Genomic DNA, 21065 nt, shown 5'->3' on the forward strand with positions numbered 1-21065 from the left:
AGCCCCGAACCGTATTACGGTTCGGGGCTTTTGATGTGGCGGGAAGATAGGGATTTGAACCCTAGGTGCCATTGCTGACACAACGGATTTCGAATCCGTCCCGTTCGACCACTCCGGCATCTTCCCAAGCGGCGCGCATGATAACAGCTGATTACGCTTTGGCGAAGCTTATTTTTAAAATTTTTCTTGTTCTATCAGGCGCTTGTGAAAAAACCGAGCAGTGCTCGGCCTTTTCAGTTGATGGCTTCAGCCTCAGGCCGTCAGGCGAGTCAGCGCTTCGCGGTACTTGTCAGCGGTTTTCTGCGCCACGTCTGCCGGTACGGCCGGGGCCGGGGCCTGCTTGTTCCAGCCGGTGGACTCCAGCCAGTCGCGCACGAACTGCTTGTCGAAGCTCGGCGGGTTGCTGCCTTCGGCATAGCTGTCAGCCGGCCAGAAGCGGCTGGAATCCGGGGTCAGCACTTCGTCCATCAGGGTCAGGGTGCCGTCTTCGTCCAGGCCGAATTCGAACTTGGTATCGGCGATGATGATGCCGCGGGTAGCGGCGTATTCCACTGCCGTGGTGTACAGCTTGATCGCCGTGTCACGCACCTTGGCGGCCAGTTCGGCGCCGATGATGGCTTCGCACTGTTCGAAGCTGATGTTCTCGTCATGGTCGCCCACGGCGGCCTTGGTCGAGGGGGTGAAGATCGGTTGCGGCAGCTTGGCCGCTTCCTTCAGGCCAGCCGGCAGCACGATGCCGCAGACGGTGCCGCTCTTCTGGTATTCCTTCCAACCGGAACCGACGATGTAGCCACGCACGATGGCCTCCACGGCGACGGGTTTAAGGCGCTTGGCGACGACCGCGCGGCCTTCGACCAGTGGCAGCTCGGCAGCTGATACGACGTCTTCGACCTTGTCACCGGTGAAGTGGTTGGGCACCACGTCAGCCAGCTTGTCGAACCAGAAGTTGGAAATCGCGGTGAGGATCTTGCCCTTCTCCGGGATCGGCTGTTCGAGGATGACGTCGAATGCCGACAGACGATCGGTGGCCACCATCAGCATGCGCTTGTCGTCGATTTCGTAGAGGTCGCGGACCTTGCCCGAGTAGATCTTCTTCAGGCTCAGGGTGGTGGGTGTGCTCATGTCGGCATTTCCGTTTCTGGCAAACAAAACAGGCGAAACCTTGTAGGGTTTCGCCCATCGATTAACGGCTGGAGGCGCGTTGCACCCGATCAGCCAAGATTATCCTGAATCAGGCTCAGCACGCGGCGCGATACATCGGCCGGGGCAATGGTGTTGAGATCTTTTTCCACAGTGACCTGGACGCCATCACCTACCGGAGTCAGGCGCACCTGATAGCGCTCGGCGCGGGCTTCGATCTCTTCCTTGCTCGGCGCGCTGCCGAACAGGCGACCGAAGAAGCCGGGCTTCTCCTCGTTGACCTGGGCGCCTTCGGCCATGTTGATGTAGTACAGGCCGAGGCTGCGGTTGAGGTCGTCGACGCGTACGTCGCCAAGCTCCAGCGAGCGACCGACACCGGACCAGGCGCGATCGAAATCGGCGCCCAGGTTGAGAACCGGGTTGCCGTTACCGTCTTCGCTCAGACTGACGCGGCTGGGTGCATCGAAGTCGCGCGCGGCGAGCAGCGATACGGAACCGCCCTGCTCCACGCCACGGGCCATGCTCACCAGCATTTCGTCGAGCAGTGCCGCTTCGAGGCTGGCATTGCCGCTACGCGATGCGAAATCGACATCGGCCGTGCTGCCAGCAGGACGCTCGGCGCTGGTGACGAAGACTTCGCTGGTATTGCGTTGCACGCCCGGCTCGATGCGTACCCGCACGCGGGTTTCCGCATCCGGCGCAACACCGGAAACGCGGCTGCTCAGGCGGCTGGCCATGCCAGTGGCGAGTTCGTCGAAACGCTGCCAGGAGGTGGTGAACTCACCGACCTGCGGGCGCTCGTTGGCGATGCGGAAGCCGTTGTCTTCGAAGAACTGACGCGCCAGCGGCCAGACTTCGGCCGGCACACGCTGGGCCACCACCCAACGCGAGTCGCCGCTGCGCTGCAGGCTGAACTCGCGCTCGTCGGCACGTACCTGCAGGCCTTGCGGGCGTGGTACGTCGAACTTGCCGGAGGTTTCGGTGCTGCTGGCAACCTGGGCAGGCACTGGCAGCAGCGGATCGAGGCGCTTGGCCTGGACGTCGGCCGGCAATTGCATCGGTGCAGTCTGGCGCGCTTCCAGGTAGTCGCTGCCGCGATCACGGAAGTAGCCATTTTCACCCCAGAGCCAGCCGCAACCGCTGGTGCTGGAGACGATCAGAGCAAGGGCGGAGAATCCGGCCAGTCGCTTCATGCGTAGAATCCTTGAGTTAAGCCAATACACCGCACTGGCGCATGGCCTGGCGCAGCGGTTCGTGACAGCGCGGGCTGAGCCAGGTCAGCGGCAGGCGAATACCGTCGCCCATCAAGCCCATTTCGTGCAGCGCCCATTTCACCGGAATCGGGTTGGATTCGAGGAATAGCGCCTTGTGCAGCGGCATCAGACGGTCATTGATGGCGCGGGCGATGGCCGCCTCGCCACGCATGGCAGCCGCGCACAGGTCGCTCATGGCGCGCGGCGCAACGTTGGCGGTAACCGAGATGTTGCCCTTGCCGCCCAGCAGCATCAGCTCGACAGCGGTGGCGTCGTCACCGGAGTAGACGAGGAAATCCTTGCTGACGCGATCCAGTACATCCTGGGCGCGTTGCAGATCGCCGGTGGCTTCCTTGATGCCGATGATGTTGTCGATCTTCGACAGGCGCTCGACGGTCTCCGGCAGCATGTCGCACACGGTGCGACCCGGCACGTTGTAGAGGATCTGCGGGATGGATACGGCTTCGGCGATATGGCGGAAGTGCAGGTACAGGCCTTCCTGAGTCGGCTTGTTGTAGTACGGGGTGACCAGCAGGGCCGCGTCGGCGCCGACTTCCTGGGCGGCACGGGTCAGCTCGACCGACTCGCGGGTGGAATTGCCGCCGGTACCGGCGATCACCGGGACACGACCGGCGACCTGCTTGACCACGCGCTTGATCACGTCGATGTGTTCACCCACGTCCAGCGTGGCGGACTCACCAGTGGTGCCGACCGCGACGATGGCATTGGTGCCCTCCTGAAGGTGGAAATCCACCAATTTGCTCAGGGCCTCCCAATCCAGACCACCCTGCGCATCCATGGGCGTGACCAGTGCCACCATACTGCCCGCAATCATGCAACCGCTCCTGCCGGAAAAATTGAGCCGTAATGGTACTGGGGCCACCAGTCCGGCACAAGCAACGGACAGGCCTTATAGATGCTGGCCGTCGTCCGATGGACATGGCGGTGCCATTCCCCTTGGCGACGCTTTTCGCTAACCTGCTGCCTTTGATCTGCGGCTACTCGTGCGCGGATCGTTCATCGCTTTAGGAAGGCTGCATGTCCACCCCCCCCGTTCGCGAACAATTCCTCGTCATCAGTGCTCTCGGCCGCGATGCCATGGCCCTGACCAATCTGCTCAGCCGCACCAGCCACGAGAACCGTTGCGCGGTGATCGGCACCCGTCTGAGCCGTCACGGTGAATTCAGCGCCCTGGTGCTGCAGGTGTCGGGCAGCTGGGATGCACTGGCGCGCCTGGAGTCGAGCCTGCCGCTACTGGCCAAGAAGCATGACTTCACCGTGGACCTGGTTCGCAGCGCCGCCGCTGAAGTGCGCCCGCAGGCGCTGCCTTATGTGGCCTACGTCAGCGCCGTGTACCGCCCGGACATTCTCAACGAGTTGTGCCAGTTCTTCATCGATCACCGCGTCGAGCTGGAAAGCCTGACCTGCGACACTTACCAGGCGCCACAGACCGGCGGCACCATGCTCAACGCCACCCTGACCGTGACGCTGCCGGCCGGCACGCAGATCAGTTGGCTGCGAGATCAGTTCCTCGACTTCGCCGACGCGCTGAACCTGGATGCACTGATCGAACCCTGGCGCCCGCAGAATCCCTGACGCCCTGCTGCGCGCCGGCCCTGCTGCGTTAGCAACAGGCTCGGCGTGCTCATTACAACTCGCAGAGTCGAGCGTGACGCCGAGTGGCCCTCACCGGCTTCGGGGCCGCCGTCGATATTGCATGGCTCTGGCTCGCGAGATCGCCGTTGACGTATGAATGAAGGAGCTTCCATGTCCGTTGAACTCGACAAACCCGTTGCCGACTTCCAGGCCGAGGCCACCAGCGGCCAGCAGGTCAAGCTGTCCGACCTCAAGGGCCAACAGGTCGTGCTGTATTTCTACCCGAAGGACGCCACCCCAGGCTGCACCACCGAAGGGATGGACTTCAGTGCCCGCTTCGAGCAGTTCAAGGCAGCCAACACGCTGATCTTCGGCGTGTCGATGGATAGCCTGAAGAAGCACGAGAGCTTCAAGTGTAAGCAGGCCTTCCCCTTCGAGCTGATCAGCGACGAGGAGCACCAGCTGTGCGACCTGTTTGGCGTGTATCAGTTGAAGAAGAACTACGGCAAGGAATACATGGGCATCGTGCGCAGCACCTTCCTCATCGACAAGGACGGCGTGCTGCGTCAGGAGTGGCGCAACCTCAAGGTCGCCGGCCATGTCGACAAGGTGCTGGCAGCGGCCGAGGCCCTGAACAAGGCCTGACCCTCGCCGCTATCGAAAAAAGGCCGCTATTGCGGCCTTCTTTCTATCTGCGTATTGCCCCTTTACTCGACAGCCACCAGCTCGGTACGCGGCCAGGCGTTGATCACGGCCTTGAACAGGGTCGCCAGCGGAATGGCGAAGAATACGCCCCAGAAGCCCCACAGCCCGCCGAACAGCAGCACCGCGCAGATGATCGCCACCGGATGCAGGTTGACGGCCTCGGAGAACAGCAGCGGCACCAGTACGTTGCCGTCGAGCGCCTGGATGATGCCGTAGACCACCATCAGGTAGAGAAACTGGTCGCTCCAGCCCCATTGGAACAGGCCGATCAGCGCCACCGGCACCGTCACCACCACAGCGCCGATATAAGGCACCACCACCGACAGCCCGACCAGCAAGGCCAACAGCGCCGCATAGTTGAGCCCCAGGTAGGCGAAAGCGATGTAGGTGACCACGCCACAGATGATGATCTCGATGAACTTGCCGCGGATGTAGTTGGCGATCTGCTGGTTCATCTCCTGCGCCACCTGAGTGATCAGCGCACGCTCGCGCGGCAGGTAGCCGCGGAACCACTGGCCGATCTGCTCGCGGTCCTTGAGGAAGAAGAACACCAGAATCGGCACCAGCACCAGATAGATCATCACGCTGACCAGCACCGGCAGGCTGGACAGGGAGAACGACAGCGCCCACTGGCCAAACTTGCCGGCTTCACCACGCGTGCTGTCGATCAGTTGCACAACTTGCGCATCAGTGATCAGGTTCGGGTAACGCTCCGGCAGCAGCAGGAATACCGCCTGCCATTCGGCGGCCATGCGCGGCAGTTCATTGAACAGCGTGCTCAATTGCTGCCACAGCAGCGGCATCAGCACCAGCAAGAACACCGCCAGACCGCCCATGAACAGGGTGAACACCAGCCAGACCGCCAGCACCTGCGGCACCTTGAGACGTTCCAGGCCGTTGACCAGACCCTGCATGAGGAAAGCCAGCACCAGGCCGGTCAGCACTGGCGCGAGCATGCCGCCCAGCGTCAGCACCACCGCAAAGCCCAACACCAGTAGCACCGCCAGCACCACGGCCTGCTCATCGGAGAAGTAGCGGTACAACCAGTCGCGAATAACCTTGACCATCAACAATCCTTAAATCTGCAAAAGAGCGCTCGCTATCTTCTAGCCTGCTGCACCGAGCGCGGGTCAGGCCTTACGCAACCAGTAACGATAAATACCCGCCTCGACCTCTTCATGCAGCAGCGCATGCCCGGCGAGACTGGCGAAGGCGCGAAAATCACGCTGCGAGCCGGCATCGGTGGCGCTGACCTTGAGTACGGCGCCGCTGGCCAGGCGATTGAGCTCGAGCTTGGCTTTGAGCAAAGGCAGCGGGCAGTTCAGCCCGCAGGCATCGAGTTCGGCATCGAAGGCCGGTACGTCTGTCATCATCTACTCCTGATCGGCCGGCTAGGATAACCAAGGCGCCGCAACCCTGGCCAGCGCGGTAGCTGGCCGGCTACAGTAACGACTTTGTCTCGAGAGCCCTGAGTGCATGACTTTTCTGCGCCCCACCCTGCTGACGCTGGCCTGCCTGTTCGCCGCCCATACGGGCGCCAGTGATCTGCCGTCGCTTGGCGACGCCAGCTCCTCGATCGTCTCGCCGCAGCAAGAACACCAGCTAGGCCGCGCCTGGCTCGGCCTGCTGCGTGGTCAGGTTTCGCAACTGGACGACCCACAACTCAAGGACTTCGTCGAGTCCAGCGTCTATCGCCTGTCGGAAACCAGCCAGTTGCAGGACCGCCGCCTGGAGTTCGTGCTGCTCAACAGCCCCCAGTTGAACGCCTTTGCCGCACCCGGCGGGATCGTCGGGGTCAACGGCGGCCTGTTCCTTTATGCGCAGACCGAAGCCGAGTACGCCTCGGTGATGGCGCACGAACTGGCGCACTTGTCGCAACGCCACTTCGCCCGTGGCGTCGAGGCCCAGCAACGCATGCAGTTGCCGCTGATGGCCGCGATGCTCGCGGGCATCGTCGCCGCGGCGGCAGGTGCGGGTGACGCCGGTATCGCCACCATCATGTCGACCCAGGCCGCGGCCATCCAGGAGCAACGGCGCTTCTCCCGACAGAACGAGCAGGAGGCCGACCGCATCGGCCTGGTCAACCTGGAAAAAGCCGGTTACGACCCGCGTGCCATGCCGATGATGTTCGAACGGCTGATGCGTCAATACCGCTACGACGCCAAGCCGCCGGAATTTCTGCTGACTCACCCGGTGTCGGAGTCGCGCATCGCCGATACCCGCAACCGTGCCGAACAGTACCCGGCCCAGGGGCGTGAAGACAGCCTGCGCTACCAGCTGATGCGCGCCCGCGTACAACTGACCTACGAGGAAACCCCGGGCGTCGCCGCCAAGCGCTTTCGCGCCATGCTCGACGAGAACCCCGGCCTCGATGCCGCTCGCTACGGTCTGGTACTGGCGCAGATGAAAACCGGCCAGCTCGCCGAGGCCGGCGAAACCCTGGCACCGCTGCTGAGCAAGGCCCCGGACGACATCACCTACAACCTGGCGCAGATCGAGCTGGACATGGCGGCCAATCGCCTGGATGCCGCCGAGCGCCGGCAAAAACGCCTGCTCGCCCTCTACCCGAGCAACTACCCGCTGCAGCAGACGCAAATCGACCTGCTGCTCAAGCAACGGCGCATCGCCGACGCCGAACGCGCCCTGGACGATCTGCTCAAGAGCCGCACCAAGGACCCGGACATCTGGTATCAGGTCGCCGAGGTACGCGGCCTGAGCGGCAACACCATCGGCCTGCACCAGGCACGCGCGGAGTTCTTCGCCCTGGTCGGCGATTACAACCAGGCCATCGAGCAACTCGACTTCGCCAAGCGCCGCGCCAGCAACAACTTCCAGCTGGCCTCGCGCATCGATGCGCGGCAACGCGAACTCGCCGAGGAGAAACGCCTGGTCGAGCAGATGCTGCGTTGAGCTTGGGTGCGTAGCCCGGATGAAATCCGGGGGCGGTCTTGAGCCTGACCCCGGATGGATCCGGCTACGAAACTGTGGGAGCGGCCTTGGCCGCGATGTTTTCTTCACCCCCGTTCGCGGACAAGTCCGCTCCCACAGAGCCCGTCCTCGCAACCTGTTCCACAAGGCTGCAGCTACAAACCCGCCCTCACATTCAGCGCACGACAGGCTCATCCCAAAACTGAAAGAAGCGGGTAGCACGGATGCAATCCGGGGCAATGGTCGGAAATCCCCGGATGGATCCGGCTACGAAACTGTGGGAGCGGCCTTGGCCGCGATGTTTCTTCTGCACCCCGTTCGCGGACAAGTCCGCTCCCACAGAGCCCGTCCTCGCAACCTGTTCCACAGGCTGCAGCTACAAACCCGCCCTCACATTCAGCGCACGACAAGCTCATCCCCAAACTGAAGGAAGCGGATAGCACGGATGCAATCCGGGGCAACGGTCGGAAATCCCCGGATTAATCCGGCTACGAAACTGTGGGAGCGGCCTCGGCCGCGATATTTCTTCTGCACCCTGTTCGCGGACAAGTCCGCTCCCACAGAGCCCGCCCTCGCCGCCTGTTCCCACAAGGCTGCGGCTACAAACCCGCCCTTAGCGTCAGCGGACCACAGCTTTCTCCCCCACAAAAAGAAGCCCCGCACTTGGCGGGGCTCTTTCATTTCAGCGGACGCCTCAGGCGCTTTGCGCCAGGTCCATCAACTCACGGTTGGCAACCGCATACATGGCGTAGTCGGTGCCGGTTGCCGAGCGCAGCTCGGCCAGCATCGCCTTCCAGCGGTCGACCAGGCGTTGATGCTGATCGAGCCACAGGGCAACGCGCGCCTCGATCTCCTGCGGCCCCTCGGCCATCTGCAGCACCGACACGGTGATCGCTCGCTGCTGCCAGTCCAGATCGTCACGGAAGGCTTCGCGAGCCAGGGCCTGCCAGTTGTTCTCCACCGGCAGATTGGTGATCTGCTGCAGGTACCAGGACAGCTCCAGCGCACCGCCAACGGCGAAGTACGCCGTCGCCACTTCACTGGTGTCCTTGCCGGTGACATCCGCCGCTTCAATGATCGGCAGCAGCGTATACAGGTGGCTGGTGCCGGCGACCAAGCGCGCCAGCTCATCCGGCGTGCCGGCCTCGACGAAGCTCTGGTAGCGCGCCAGCCACTGCTCACGGGCCGGGCCTTCGAGCAGTTCGTCCAGACGACCGACCAGCGCTTCGATACGCGGTGCGAAGTGCGCCACATCGCGGGCCGCGTCCAGCTCGTTACGGCGGCTGCGCAGGAACCAGCGCGTCGCGCGGCGGCCTAGGCGCATCAGCTCGTCCATCAGTTGCAGCTGCAGCTCGGCCGGCACCTTGTAGTCCAGCGCCTCGATCTGTGCCCACCAGTGCGGCAGGCGGAACAGGTCACGCACGATGACGTAGGCGCCAGCGACGTTGGCCGCGCTCATGCCGGTGGACTCCTTCAGGCGCTGCACGAAGGTGATGCCCATGTGGTTGACCAGATCGTTGGCGATCTGCGTGCTGACGATCTCGCGCTTGAGGCGATGACGGCGCATGGCGTCGCCGAATTTCTCGGTGAGGATTTCCGGGAAGGCGGTCTCCATCTCGCGCGCCAGGTAGTCGTCGTCCGGCACCAGGGACTTGAGCAAGGATTCCTTGAGGTCGATCTTGCTGTAGGAGATCAGCACCGATAGCTCCGGACGGGTCAGGCCCTGGCCATTGGTGGCGCGCTCGTTCAGCTCCTCGTCCGAGGGCAGGAACTCCAGGGCGCGGTCGAGCTTGCCGGCGCTTTCCAGCGCATTCATCAGGCGCTTGTACTCGCCGACGCGCTCGCGGGCGCGACGCTCGGCCAGTGACAGCGCCTGGGTCTGCTTGTAGTTGTTGCCCAGCACCAGCTCGGACACATCATCGGTCATCTCGGCCAGCAGCTTGTTGCGCTGCTTCTCGGTCATGTCGCCGCCCGAAACGATCTCACCCAGCAGGATCTTGATGTTCACTTCATGGTCGGAGCAGTCCACGCCGCCGGCATTGTCGATGAAGTCGGTGTTGCTGGCGCCGCCATGCAGGCCGAACTCGACGCGGCCGAGCTGGGTCATGCCCAGATTGCCGCCCTCGCCCACCACCTTGGCACGCAGTTCGCGACCGTCCACGCGCAGCGCATCGTTGGCCTTGTCGCCGACGTCGGCGTGGCTTTCCTTGCTGGATTTGACGTAGGTGCCGATACCGCCGTTCCACAGCAGGTCGACCGGTGCCTTGAGCAGCGCGTTGAGCAGCTCGGTGGGCGCCAGCTTGTCGGCCGTGATGTCGAAGCGCGCCTTCATCTGCGGGGTGATGGCGATGCTCTTGGCGCTGCGCAGGAAGATGCCGCCGCCTTCGGAGATCAGCTTGCTGTCGTAGTCGGCCCAGCTCGAACGCGGCAGCTCGAACAGGCGCTTGCGCTCGGCGAAGCTTTTAGCTGCGTCCGGGTTCGGGTCGATGAAGATGTGCAGGTGGTTGAACGCCGCCACCAGCTGGAGGCTTTGCGACAGCAACAGGCCGTTACCGAACACGTCGCCGGCCATGTCGCCGATGCCGATCACGGTGACGTTGTCCTTCTGCACGTCGATGCCGCGCTCGCGGAAGTGACGCTGCACCGAAACCCAACCGCCCTTGGCGGTGATGCCCATGCCCTTGTGGTCGTAACCGGCCGAGCCGCCTGAGGCAAACGCGTCGCCCAGCCAGAAGCCGTACTCGGCAGCGATGCCGTTGGCAATGTCGGAGAAGGTCGCGGTGCCCTTGTCCGCCGCCACCACCAGGTAGGGGTCGTCAGCGTCGTGACGCACCACATTCTGCGGCGGCACCACTTCGCCTTCCTTGAGATTGTCGGTGATGTCCAGCAGGCCGCTGATGAAGATGCGGTAGCAGGCGATGCCCTCGGCCATCACCTCGTCACGCGAACCGCCGACCGGCATACGGCGCGGCACGAAGCCGCCCTTGGCGCCCATGGGTACGATCACCGCGTTCTTCACCTGCTGCGCCTTGACCAGGCCGAGTACTTCGGTACGGAAGTCCTCTTCGCGGTCCGACCAGCGCAGGCCGCCGCGAGCAACGTCGCCGAAACGCAGGTGCACACCCTCGACGCGCGGGCTGTAGACGAAAATCTCGAACTTCGGCACCGGCCGCGGGATTTCCGGAATCAGGCGCGGGCTGAGCTTGAAGCTGAAATAGGACTTGGCCGCGCCACTGGCATCGGCCTGGAAGAAGTTGGTGCGCAGGGTCGCCTTGATCAGGTCCAGGTAGCGACGCAGGATGCGGTCTTCGTTGAGCACGGCGACGTTGTCCAGCGCAGCCAGGATGGCCTGCTCGAGCTTCTGCTGTTTGTCTTCCAGGTCCTCGGCGGTGAGCTTGCGCGCGAGGTAGAAACGGGTGCGGAACAGACGCACCAGCTCCTTGGCGATATCGGCGTGGTTGATCAGGGTCGAGGCGATGTAGCTCAGATCGAAGCCCAGGCGAATCTGCTTGAGATAGCGGGCATAGGCGCGCAGCAGCGCCACCTCGCGCCAGGGCATGGCGGCGGTGAGCACCAGGCGGTTGAACGCATCGTTCTCGGCATCGCCGCCGACGATATGGATGAAGGCGTCCTGCAGGGTGTCGTTGAGCTGCTGGATGTCGACGTCGAGGCCTTCGGCGTAGGTGAAGGCGAAGTCATGAATCCAGAACTCGCGTCCATCGGCGCGGCGCAGCTTGTAGGGGAACTCGCCGAGCACACGCAGGCCGAGGTTCTCCAGAATCGGCAGCACGTCGGAGAGCGGCAGCGGCGTGTCGGCGTGATACAGCTTGCAGTGCAGTTGCTGGTCGCCCTGCGCCAGCGGCTGGTAAAAGCTCATCACCAGCGGCTTGTCGTTGCTCAGGCTGAGCAGGTGCTGCATGTCCACCACGGCCGAATGCGGGGCGAAACGCTCGCGATAGCCGGCCGGGAAGCCGCCGGGGAAATCGGCCAATACACTGGTGCCCTGGGCTTCGCCGAGGCTTTCCACCATCAGGCCGGCGTAGTCGTCTTTCCACGAACGGCAGGCCTGAACGACTTCCTTCTCCAGACGCACCGGGTCGATCTGGGTCTTGTTCTTCGGGTCGACGCGCAGGATGAACTGCACCCGCGCCAGCACCGACTCGGAGAAGAAGGTCCAGAACTCGCAATCGGTGGCCTGCAGGCGCTCCATCAGCACCTGCTGGATCTTCATCCGCGTTTCGGTGGAGTACACGTCACGCGGCACGTAGGCCAGGCAGTAGCAGAAACGGCCGTACGGGTCGCGGCGCAGGAACACGCGGATCTTGTTGCGCTCCTGGATCTGCACGATGGCCAGGGCGGTGTTGAACAGGTCGTCCACTGGCGTCTGGAACAGATCGTCGCGCGGCAGCACTTCCAGCACCTGGGCCAGTTCCTTGCCGAGGTGGGCACTGCTGTCGAAGCCCGAGCGCTGCTTGATCACGTCCACCTTACGGCGGATGTAGGGGATGTTCCACACGCTCTCGGCGTAGACCGCCGAGGTGTACAAGCCCATGAAGCGGCATTCCTTGACCACGTTGCCCTTGGCATCGAGTTCGCGAATGGAGACGAAATCCGGGTAGGCCGGGCGATGCACGCGGCTGGGCACCGCAGCCTTGGCGAACGACAGCAGCTGCGGTTCACGCAGGTAGGCCACCGCTTCCGGTTCGATATGCAGTTCCTCGGCGGACAATCCGGTGCGCAGGCGCTTGGACAGGCCGAGCAGGGATTTCTCGTCATAGACCATGGTGCCGCCATCGGCGGTCGGCGCGACGGTGAACTCTTCGTAACCGAGGAAGGTGAAGTGGTTGTCCAGCAGCCAGTTGAGGTAGACCTTGATTTCATCCAGCTCGGTTTTGTCCACATTGAGCTTGGCGCGATCCAGCCAGGCCAGCAGCTCGCGTGCCTTGGCCTTCATCGGCTGGAAGTCGGCGACGCTCATGCGCACGTCGCCGAAGACCTCATGGATGGCTTTCTCCAGGGTTTTCAGCTCGGCAGCGCTGGAGCAGCGGTCGATCTCCAGGAACATCAGCGCTTCCTGCAGCACGCCCTCGCCCTGGGTGCCGCGCGGCAGAATTTCCAGCAACTGACCGTTCTGGTCACGTCGCACGCTGAATACGCTGTTCTGCAGCGTGTGAATGCTGTAGCCGTGGCGGTTGAGCTCCATGCGCACCGAGTCGACCAGGAACGGAATGTCGCCATGCAGGATTTCCACCGCAGTATGGGTGGACTGCCAGCCGTGCTTCTCGTAATCGGGGTTGAAGGCGCGCACCTGCGGCTTGGCGTGATCGAACTGTTCCAGCATGCGCCAGGCCGACAAGGTGGAACCGACCAGATCGGACAGCCGCCGCTGGGTCAGCTCCTCGAGGGCGACGATGCCGAAGAACTGTTCGGCGAAAAGGACGACTTGAGGTAACGCCTGCTCACTCACGTGCTGTGCCAGGGCCGCTTGCAGTTGGTGCTGGAAGTCGGCTTTGCTGGCCGCCGTAAAGAACGCCATGGTTTTGCTCCATTGGGCTGGTGGTTCGACAGGACGTCTGGATCGCTGCCGCTGGGTGTTAGTTCAACGTTAGTCCATGAAGCGACAATGACACTTGCGAGTCGCATGCGGACCGGCGAAGGGAGCGACCGACTGGTCACATATAGCCGACGAGCTTAACGAGGGACACCGGAAGGCCGCTTGCGGCGCTGCGACATTTTCTTTCAAGGCTGCACCGATACGGTGCAAAAAGAAAAGCCATGGCCCGCCACCGGAGAGCGAACGAGCCATGGCGAGCGGTCAGGCGCCGCGCATGGCTTCGGGCAGCGCCAGCACGATCTGCGGGAACAGGGTGATGAGGATTGCCGCCAGCACCAGCAGCAGGAAGAACGGAAAACTGGCGCGCGCAACGGCGCCCAGGTTGCGCCCGGTCAGGTTCTGGATGACGAACAGGTTGAACCCCACTGGCGGGGTGATCTGCGCCATTTCCACCACCAGGATGACGAAGATGCCGAACCACAGCAGGTCGATCCCCGCGGCCTGCACCGCCGGCAGAATCACTGCAGTGGTGAGCAGGATGATGGAGATGCCGTCAAGGAAGCAGCCCAGGGCGATGAAGAACAGCGTCAGCGCCAGCAGCAACAGGTAAGGCGAAAGCTGCTTGGCGATGATCCAGTCAGCCAGCGCCGCCGGCAGGCCGGTGAAACTCATGGCCGAGGTCAGGTACGCCGCACCGAGCAGGATGAAGAAGATCATGCACGACGTGGACACCGCCCCCATCAGGCTGGCCATGAAGGTTTCACGAGTCAGCGCACCTGAGCAAAGCGCGATCAGCAGCGCGCCAACCACGCCGACTGCAGCCGCCTCGGTGGCCGTGGCGATGCCACCGTAGATCGATCCGATCACCGCGACGATCAGGCCCAATACCGGAATCAGCAGTTTGGCCCGACGCAGTTTGTCCATGAACGGCAGGCGTTCGTCCTCTTCCGGCAGCTTGCTGCGATTGCAGGCGGCCCAGAGCATCAGGTAGCCGCTGAAGATGGCCAGCAGCAACAGCCCCGGCAGGATGCCCGCGACGAACAGGCGCGAGATCGAGACCTGCGCCGCCACACCGTAGACGATCATCATGATCGAAGGCGGGATCAGCAGGCCGAGCGTGCCGGCACCGGCCAGCGAGCCCATGGCGATGGACTCGGGGTAGCCGCGCGACTTCAGCTCCGGCAGGGAGATACGGCCGATGGTGGCCGCCGTCGCTGCGGAAGAGCCGCTGACCGCCGCGAACATGCCGCAGCCGAACACGTTGACGTGCAGCAACCGCCCCGGTAGCCCACGCATCCAGGGCGCCAGACCGTTAAACATGTCTTCGGAAAGTCGGGTGCGATAGAGAATCTCGCCCATCCAGATGAACAGCGGCAGTGCCGTCAATGTCCAGCTGGCGCTGGAAGCCCAACTGGTGGAAGCGAGAATCGAGCCGGCCGGCGCACCACCGAACAGCTCCATGCCGATGATGCCGACGCCAAGCAACGACAGGGCAACCCAGACGCCACCGCCAAGCAGCACGAACAGCGCCAGCAGCAGGGTGATTGTAATGATTGTGTAGTCCACGGGTTCACTCACGAATGCAGTGCGGCGATGGCCGCAATTAAAGGTCGAGCGCGCAGGCTCACTCGCTCATCGCCGTGCCGGCTTCGGCAGCTTCGAAGCGCTTGCCCTGGCAGGTCAGCACCAGGCGCTCGGCCATCGCCACCACCAGAATCAGCGTGCCAAGCAACATCGGCAGCTGCGGTAACCACATGGGAATCGGCAACAGACCGGAAGACACCTCCTTGAACTCGTAGGACTCCAGAACGAACAACGCGCAGTACCAGGCCATATAGCCGGCGATACCCAGACCAACCAACGTGGCCAGCACATCGATCACGCGCCGGCCGCCAGCAGGCAACAGCCGCAACATCAGTTCCACACGGATGTGCGCGCCGCGCTGTAGCGCGTAGGGCAAAGCGAGAAAGCCCGACGCAGCCATCGCGTAGGCGGCGAACTCATCGGCAGCGGGCACCATGGTGCCCAGCTGGCGGGCGACGATCTGCGCCACGACGAGCAGGCAGATCAGGACGAGAAACACGCCGGACAACCATCCGGACAGGGTGTAGAGCTTGTGCAGTGGGGTCATGAACTACGGGCTCCCTGGGCAAGCCACAAGAAAAGCCCGCCGCAATCAGCGCAGCGGGCGGCAGGATCAACGCTGGTAGCTATCGAGAATCGCCTTGCCATCGGCTCCGGCGCGCTTGAGCCACTCTTCGGTCATGGTCTGGCCGATCTGCTCGAAGCCGCTCTCCACCGCCGCGGGCGCCTGCTCGGCCACCTGCATGCCATTGTCGGCCAGGGTCTTGACCAGCTCACCGGTCTTCTCCTGGGCAATCGCCCAGCCACGTTCCTCGGCACGCTTGGCCGCCTCCAGCACCGCTGTCTGGGTCGCTTCAGGCAGGCGGGCGAAGGCACGGGCGTTGACGATGACGAAGTTCTTCGGAATGAAGGCCTTGACGTCATAGTAGTAGGAGGAGAAATCCCAGGCCTGGGAGTCCACGCCAGTGGTCGGCGACGTGAGCATGCCGTTGATCATGCCGGTGCTGAAGGCCTGCGGGATTTCGCCGGTCTGGATGACCGTCGGCACGGCTCCCATCAGCTCGGTCATGCGCGAGGTGGCCGGGTTGTAGGCACGGAATTTCATACCCTTGAAGTCATCCATGCTGGTCACCGGTGTTTTGGTGAAGATGCTCTGCGGCGACCAGGGCATGGCGTACAACAGCTTGATGCCCTGCTTGTTCAAGCGCTCTTCCACCGCCGGGCGGCTCGCCGCCCACAGGGCCTGGGCCTGCTCGTAGTTGCGCACCAGGAACGGCACGCTGTCGATCTCGAAGATCGGATCTTCGTTGCCCAGCACCGACATCAGCACGTCACCCACCTGCACCTGGCCGGTCTGCACGGCGCGCTTGACCTCCGGACGCTTGAACAGCACCGAGTTGCCGTGCACACGAATCTGCAGCTCGCCATTGCTGGCCTTCTCCACATCCTGGGCGAACTCCTTGGCCACGGTGGTGATGAAATTGCCGTCGGGGTTCTCGGCGGTCATGTTCCAGCGTTCGGCGGCCTGGGCGCCGAAGCCCAGTGCGCAAGCCAGGGCGGTCATGGCGAAACGCGATGCGATGCTTTTCATGGTGCTCTCCTGTTCATTGTTTTTTGTGCGCCGCATGGCGCGGCTGGAAGACGATTTCGAGTCTCAGCGCATCGCCCTACCCTGTCCAACTAGAAAAACCGGAGGCGCATGATCGGAAATCGTTATGGGATGAAAGGGGGCATTTCTGCTGCGAATGCACCAGCAGCGGGCAACCGTTTCCGGGCCCGCAGCAGTTCGATGAAGGTGTTCAGGCGCTCTGCTGCTCAGGCGCTGGCGCGACTCGCGCCATGCAGGCCTCGCCCATTTCCTCGGCGTAGACATCGAGTGCTTCGCAAGCCAGGGCGATGATGTCTTCACTGAGCTCCAGGCCCACGCCCGTGCGCCAGGTGGCGACTACCGGCAAGGGCGGCGGCTCGGGTACCTCATCGAGAATGGTCAGCAGCCCCTGCTTGAGTTCGTCATGCACCAGCGCCGGCGGCAGCGCGCCGATGCCGAAACCATCACGGATAAGACGGGTCATCGCGGCGATGGAATTGACGCAGTTGATGCGTGGCGCACTGACGCTGCCGGCATGCAGCAGGTTGAGAATGTCCTGATGCGGTCGCGAATTCTTCGAGAAGGTGATGATGCGCTCGCGGGCCAGTTCCTCCATCGAGGCATAGCTGCGGTGGTACAGCGAGCCGGTCGGCACGATCCAGCGCACCGGAAAGGCAGCCAGCTCCAGATTGCGCACGCTGTCGCCGTTGACCATGTCGGTCTGGAACACGATATCCAGATAGCCCTTGAGCAATTGCTCGTTGAGGTTGCGCGCGGTGTCGGCCGTCAGTTCGATCTCCACCGCGGGGTAGCGCTCCATCACCCGTGTTACGAACGGACTCAACCAGGTGTGAATGACGGTATCCATCGCGCCGACACGTATGCGCCCCTGGATGTTGCCGGTGTCGCTGATCGACTGCTTCAGAGCCTGCATGGTGTCGATCATGCGCTCGGCATATTCGAGCACCTTCTGCCCTTCCGGAGTCAGCGATACGCCCTTTGAGTCGCGCAGGAAAAGGCGGGTACCGAGTTCATCCTCGAGCGCAGCGATACGGCTGGAAATGGACGCCTGGGTGCTGAACAGCTTCTCGGCTGTCAGGCGGAAACTCTTGAGCCGTGCCACCCAAACGAAGGTTTCGAGAAATCTCAGGTTCATGCCGCAACGCCTCTTCGCAATGTTCTTCTCAGGGGCTGATTGGCAGCGCCCACGCTGCCTCAGGCGTAGCAGGTTGTATGCCAGAGGTTTTTCGCCCAGCCGATGAATTTTCCTATCGCTGGCCCCCTGTTTTTTCTCGTTGGACGCCGCCGAACAACGCTTTGAAGAATGGCGCCGCGCTCTGCGCAGACCACAACAACATCATTCAAAACGCGCTCTGCCAAGCAGCCGCTCACGTCGGCTGCGCGCTCCCAACAGGAGACACTGCACCATGAAACCCCATTACCCATTGGCATCCGCACTGCTGCTCGGCGGCGGCCTGCCAACCCTCGCGCATGCCGATTTCATCGCTGACAGCAAAGCCAGCGTCGAGCTGCGCAACTTCTATTTCAATCGTGATTTCCGCCAGAGCGGCGCCCGTGACAAGGCCGAGGAATGGGCGCAGGGCTTTCTGCTGCGCATGGAGTCGGGCTACACCGAAGGCACCGTCGGTTTCGGTATCGATGCATTGGGGATGCTCGGCCTGAAACTCGATTCCGGCGACGGCACCGCTGGCAGCGGCCTGCTCCCGGCCGACCGTTCCGGCGGTTCGCAGGACGAGTATTCCAAGCTCGGCCTGACCGCTAAAGTGAAGGTCTCCAACAGCACGCTGAAAGCTGGCGCCCTGCACTTTCGCAGCCCGATCGTCTCGGCCAACGACTCGCGCCTGCTGCCGCAGACTTTCCAGGGCGCGCTGCTCAACGTTCAGGAGATCGACAACCTGACCCTGCAGGGCGGCAAGATCAACCGCATCAAGGCCAACAGCTCCACCGACTACACCGAGATGACCGGCAACCGCATCGGCGGCAGCAGCGACTCCTTCGTGTTCGGCGGCGGCGAGTACAAGATCACTCCGCAGCTTACCGCCGGCCTGCATTACGGCACCCTGGAGGACATCTACCAGCAGTACTACGGCACTCTGGTGCATGTATTGCCGCTGGGCGATGGCCAGTCGTTCAAGAGCGACCTGCGCTATTCGCAAAGCCGCGAGGACGGCAACTTCCGCGACCTCGACAACAAGGCCTTCGGTGCCATGTTCACCTACAGCCTGGGCGGTCATGCCTTCGGCGCGGGTTACCAGCGCATGAGCGGTGACGACCCGTTCCCGTACATCGCCAGCAGCGACCCGTTCCTGGTCAACTTCGTGCAGATCAACGACTTCGCCAACGTCGAGGAACGCTCCTGGCAGGTCCGCTACGACTACAACTTCGCCAGCATCGGCATACCCGGTCTGACCTTCATGACCCGCTATATCTACGGTGACAACGTCGAAGTCGCCGGCCGCAGCAGTGAAGGCAAGGAATGGGAACGCAATACCGATATCGCCTATGTGGTGCAGAACGGCCCGCTGAAGAATCTGGGGCTGAAATGGCGTAACGCCACCGTTCGCTCCAATTTCGCCAACGATCTCGACGAGAATCGCCTGATTCTCAGCTATACCCTGCCGCTTTGGTAAGCACTCAACCGATGACGGGGCCCTCGCGGCCCCGTTCGCATTTCTCGGAAAGCAAGAAGGCCATAGACTTTTAATAAAGTTGTATGACAACTTGCCGATTCCTGAGAATCATCCTGAAGAAGATGGCGAGGCGTTATCGTGAGCTTTTTACTGTCCTGGCAACAAAAATTCCGCGCCCTTATCGCGCTCACCCTGATCAGCCTGATGCTCATGGCCATTGCCTCCCTGTGGGCCAGCCATAGCGTCAGCAGTGCATTACAGGCAAGGGAACAGGCAGCCGCCTACGCCAGCGCCAGTACCGAGCTGATGAACCGCTGGTGGCGGCAGAACGCGTTGCGCCAGCAGATCACCCCAGAGCGGCAGCAAGCCTTCGATGAGGGCCTCGGTGAACTGCAGGAACTCGTCGGACAACTGTTGACACAGGCGCAAGCGCTGGAAGACGACGCCAACTTGCAGCATGCCCAGCAGATTCAGTCCGTGCTGCTGGAAGAGCTGGCCCAGCAGCGCCAATGGCTGAGCCTCAACCAGGCGCTGGGGCTGACGCCTTTTGAAGGCCAGCGCAAAGTGCTGAGCGAGAAAGGCAAGGCTCTGGAGGCAATCAGTTTCGACCTGATCAAACCCTTCATTACCGGCGCCCTGAGCGGCCAGCGCGACTATCTGTCGACCTTCGACCCGGCGTTCGCGCAGATCGCCCTGACGGCCATCGGCAAGCTGCAGGAGCAGATCGCTGACCTGGAATGGCAGGACACGCCGATCGGCAAGAACGTGCAGGGCTACGCGCAGGCCTTCGCCGATGCCAACGGCAGCATCGAGCGCATCAATGCGACCAATCAGCACCTGCGCCAGCTCGGCGAGCAACTGCAGGCGCGTATCGATGAGCAGGCGCAGGCGCTGCAAAGCGGCCTGTTGCTGCGCCGTACGCAGGAGGCCGAACAGGCGCGCCTGTCGGCACTTTGGATGATGGGGCTGAGCTTCCTCGCCGTCGCCGCCCTGCTCTGCTTCACCCTGCTTCAGGCCTCACGCACCCTGGTCTCTCGGCTGCGTAACGTCATTCAGTTGCTCAGCCAGGTCGCCTCCGGCGATCTCACTGGCAAATTGCCGGTGGGCAGCAACCCGCGCGACGAATTCAACCAGTTGGCCGACGCTGCCAATCGCATGATTCAAGGCATCGGCGGCATCGTTGCCGAAGTGGTGCGAGCCAATGGCGAACTGAGCCGCCTGCATAACCACCTGGGCGACGCCATGCGCCAGTTGGGCGACAACAGCACCCAGGTGGAAATGCAGACCGAGCAGGCTGCCTCGGCCTCGCACCAGATCAGCGCCACTCTCAACGACATGGCGCAACGTACGGCCGAAGTCGGTAGCGCCACCACCAGCGCCTACGATGCCGCGCGCAACGGCGGCGAGGTGATCGCCGCCAGCGTCGACAGCATGAGTCGCCTGGCGCAGCTGATTCAGGACACCCATAGCCAGGTCGACGCCCTCGGCCAGAGCAGCGCACGGGTCAATGGCATCGTCGACGTGATCAACAGCCTCGCCGATCAGACCAACCTGCTCGCGCTCAACGCGGCCATCGAGGCTGCCCGTGCCGGCGAGGCCGGTCGAGGCTTCTCGGTGGTCGCCGATGAGGTGCGCTCCCTGGCGCAGAAGACCGTCGCGGCGACCACCGATATCAGCGCCATCGTCGGTGAGTTCCAGCAGCAGACCCGGCACATGCACCAGTTGATGAGCAACGGGCTGAACCTGGCCGCCGACAGCGAACGACATGCCGCTCAGGTGGCCGATGCGATCACCTCCATCACCTCGGCGATGGAGCGACTGACAGGCGAAATGAACCAGGTCGTGGTGGCCATCGAGGAGGTCTCGACCACCACCGAGGACATCGCCGACAAGATGGAAACCATCCACGTGCATACCGGGCAAAGCAAGGATCTTCGCCATACCCTGGGTGATCACACCGAGGGGCTGTCATCGCAGGTCGATGCTTTGGGGCGCAGCGCCAGTCAGTTCCGCCTGGCCTGAGTGAGACGAGCGCCCGGCCGGTATACCGCCGGCCGGGCATTCAT

General features: G+C 63.0%; 15 protein-coding genes and 1 tRNA gene. 5 read left to right on the forward strand and 11 right to left on the reverse strand.

Going from position 1 to position 21065, the window contains the following annotated elements:
* Positions 1–36 precede the first annotated feature (36 nt).
* From P3C50_RS12290 to dapA, 4 genes are all read right to left on the reverse strand, one after another.
* Positions 37–126: transfer RNA gene (locus P3C50_RS12290), tRNA-Ser, on the reverse strand.
* Positions 127–252: 126 nt separating this feature from the next.
* Positions 253–1122, reverse strand: coding sequence for a phosphoribosylaminoimidazolesuccinocarboxamide synthase (locus tag P3C50_RS12295; RefSeq protein ID WP_275546224.1), 870 nt, complete (start codon positions 1120–1122; stop codon positions 253–255).
* A gap of 89 nt (positions 1123–1211) precedes the next feature.
* The gene (gene bamC, locus P3C50_RS12300) at positions 1212–2333 is read right to left on the reverse strand and encodes an outer membrane protein assembly factor BamC (RefSeq protein WP_275546225.1); all 1122 of its coding nucleotides are present in this window, start codon (positions 2331–2333) and stop codon (positions 1212–1214) included.
* Between the two features lie 16 nt (positions 2334–2349).
* Positions 2350–3228 (reverse strand): 4-hydroxy-tetrahydrodipicolinate synthase, encoded by an 879-nt coding sequence (gene dapA / locus P3C50_RS12305; RefSeq protein WP_275546226.1) that lies wholly within the window; start codon positions 3226–3228, stop codon positions 2350–2352.
* A 203-nt stretch (positions 3229–3431) separates the two neighbouring features.
* Between dapA and P3C50_RS12310 the strand changes: the two genes are divergently transcribed.
* Entirely contained in the window at positions 3432–3989 is a 558-nt protein-coding gene (locus P3C50_RS12310; RefSeq protein WP_275546227.1) for a glycine cleavage system protein R, read from the forward strand.
* Between the two features lie 171 nt (positions 3990–4160).
* Positions 4161–4634, forward strand: coding sequence for a peroxiredoxin (locus P3C50_RS12315; protein ID WP_197857956.1), 474 nt, complete (start codon positions 4161–4163; stop codon positions 4632–4634).
* A gap of 62 nt (positions 4635–4696) precedes the next feature.
* Here the strand turns inward: P3C50_RS12315 and P3C50_RS12320 are convergent, their stop codons facing one another.
* Together P3C50_RS12320 and P3C50_RS12325 are read right to left on the reverse strand one after the other, a co-directional pair.
* Positions 4697–5761, reverse strand: coding sequence for an AI-2E family transporter (locus P3C50_RS12320; RefSeq protein ID WP_197857955.1), 1065 nt, complete (start codon positions 5759–5761; stop codon positions 4697–4699).
* Positions 5762–5824: 63 nt separating this feature from the next.
* Entirely contained in the window at positions 5825–6064 is a 240-nt protein-coding gene (locus tag P3C50_RS12325) for a sulfurtransferase TusA family protein (protein WP_074681423.1), read from the reverse strand.
* A 106-nt stretch (positions 6065–6170) separates the two neighbouring features.
* Here P3C50_RS12325 and P3C50_RS12330 point away from each other — a divergent pair, with 106 nt between their 5' ends.
* A complete protein-coding gene (locus P3C50_RS12330) occupies positions 6171–7604 on the forward strand; it encodes a M48 family metalloprotease (RefSeq protein ID WP_197857954.1) in 1434 nt (477 codons plus the stop codon).
* Between the two features lie 712 nt (positions 7605–8316).
* On the opposite strand, the gene P3C50_RS12335 is transcribed toward P3C50_RS12330, so the two are convergent.
* The 5 genes from P3C50_RS12335 to P3C50_RS12355 form a co-directional block, all read right to left on the reverse strand.
* On the reverse strand, positions 8317–13158 hold the full coding sequence (locus tag P3C50_RS12335; RefSeq protein ID WP_275546228.1) for an NAD-glutamate dehydrogenase: 4842 nt from the start codon (positions 13156–13158) through the stop codon (positions 8317–8319).
* Positions 13159–13437: 279 nt separating this feature from the next.
* Positions 13438–14742 carry a TRAP transporter large permease gene (locus P3C50_RS12340; RefSeq protein WP_275546229.1) on the reverse strand — a complete coding sequence of 435 codons (1305 nt, stop codon included), beginning with the start codon at positions 14740–14742 and terminating at the stop codon, positions 13438–13440.
* Between the two features lie 58 nt (positions 14743–14800).
* A complete protein-coding gene (locus P3C50_RS12345) occupies positions 14801–15307 on the reverse strand; it encodes a TRAP transporter small permease (protein WP_197857951.1) in 507 nt (168 codons plus the stop codon).
* Positions 15308–15373: 66 nt separating this feature from the next.
* Positions 15374–16351: a TRAP transporter substrate-binding protein gene (locus P3C50_RS12350; protein WP_275546230.1), complete on the reverse strand. Its 978-nt coding sequence runs from the start codon at positions 16349–16351 to the stop codon at positions 15374–15376.
* A 208-nt stretch (positions 16352–16559) separates the two neighbouring features.
* The gene (locus P3C50_RS12355) at positions 16560–17504 is read right to left on the reverse strand and encodes a LysR family transcriptional regulator (protein ID WP_197857949.1); all 945 of its coding nucleotides are present in this window, start codon (positions 17502–17504) and stop codon (positions 16560–16562) included.
* 271 nt (positions 17505–17775) lie between these two features.
* Here P3C50_RS12355 and P3C50_RS12360 point away from each other — a divergent pair, with 271 nt between their 5' ends.
* Together P3C50_RS12360 and P3C50_RS12365 are read left to right on the forward strand one after the other, a co-directional pair.
* Positions 17776–18999, forward strand: coding sequence for an OprD family porin (locus P3C50_RS12360; RefSeq protein ID WP_275546231.1), 1224 nt, complete (start codon positions 17776–17778; stop codon positions 18997–18999).
* 138 nt (positions 19000–19137) lie between these two features.
* Positions 19138–21021: a methyl-accepting chemotaxis protein gene (locus tag P3C50_RS12365; protein WP_275546232.1), complete on the forward strand. Its 1884-nt coding sequence runs from the start codon at positions 19138–19140 to the stop codon at positions 21019–21021.
* Positions 21022–21065: the final 44 nt, after the last annotated feature.

The sequence above is a fragment of the Pseudomonas sp. Marseille-Q0931 genome, from assembly GCF_940789645.1.
Classification (GTDB): domain Bacteria; phylum Pseudomonadota; class Gammaproteobacteria; order Pseudomonadales; family Pseudomonadaceae; genus Aquipseudomonas.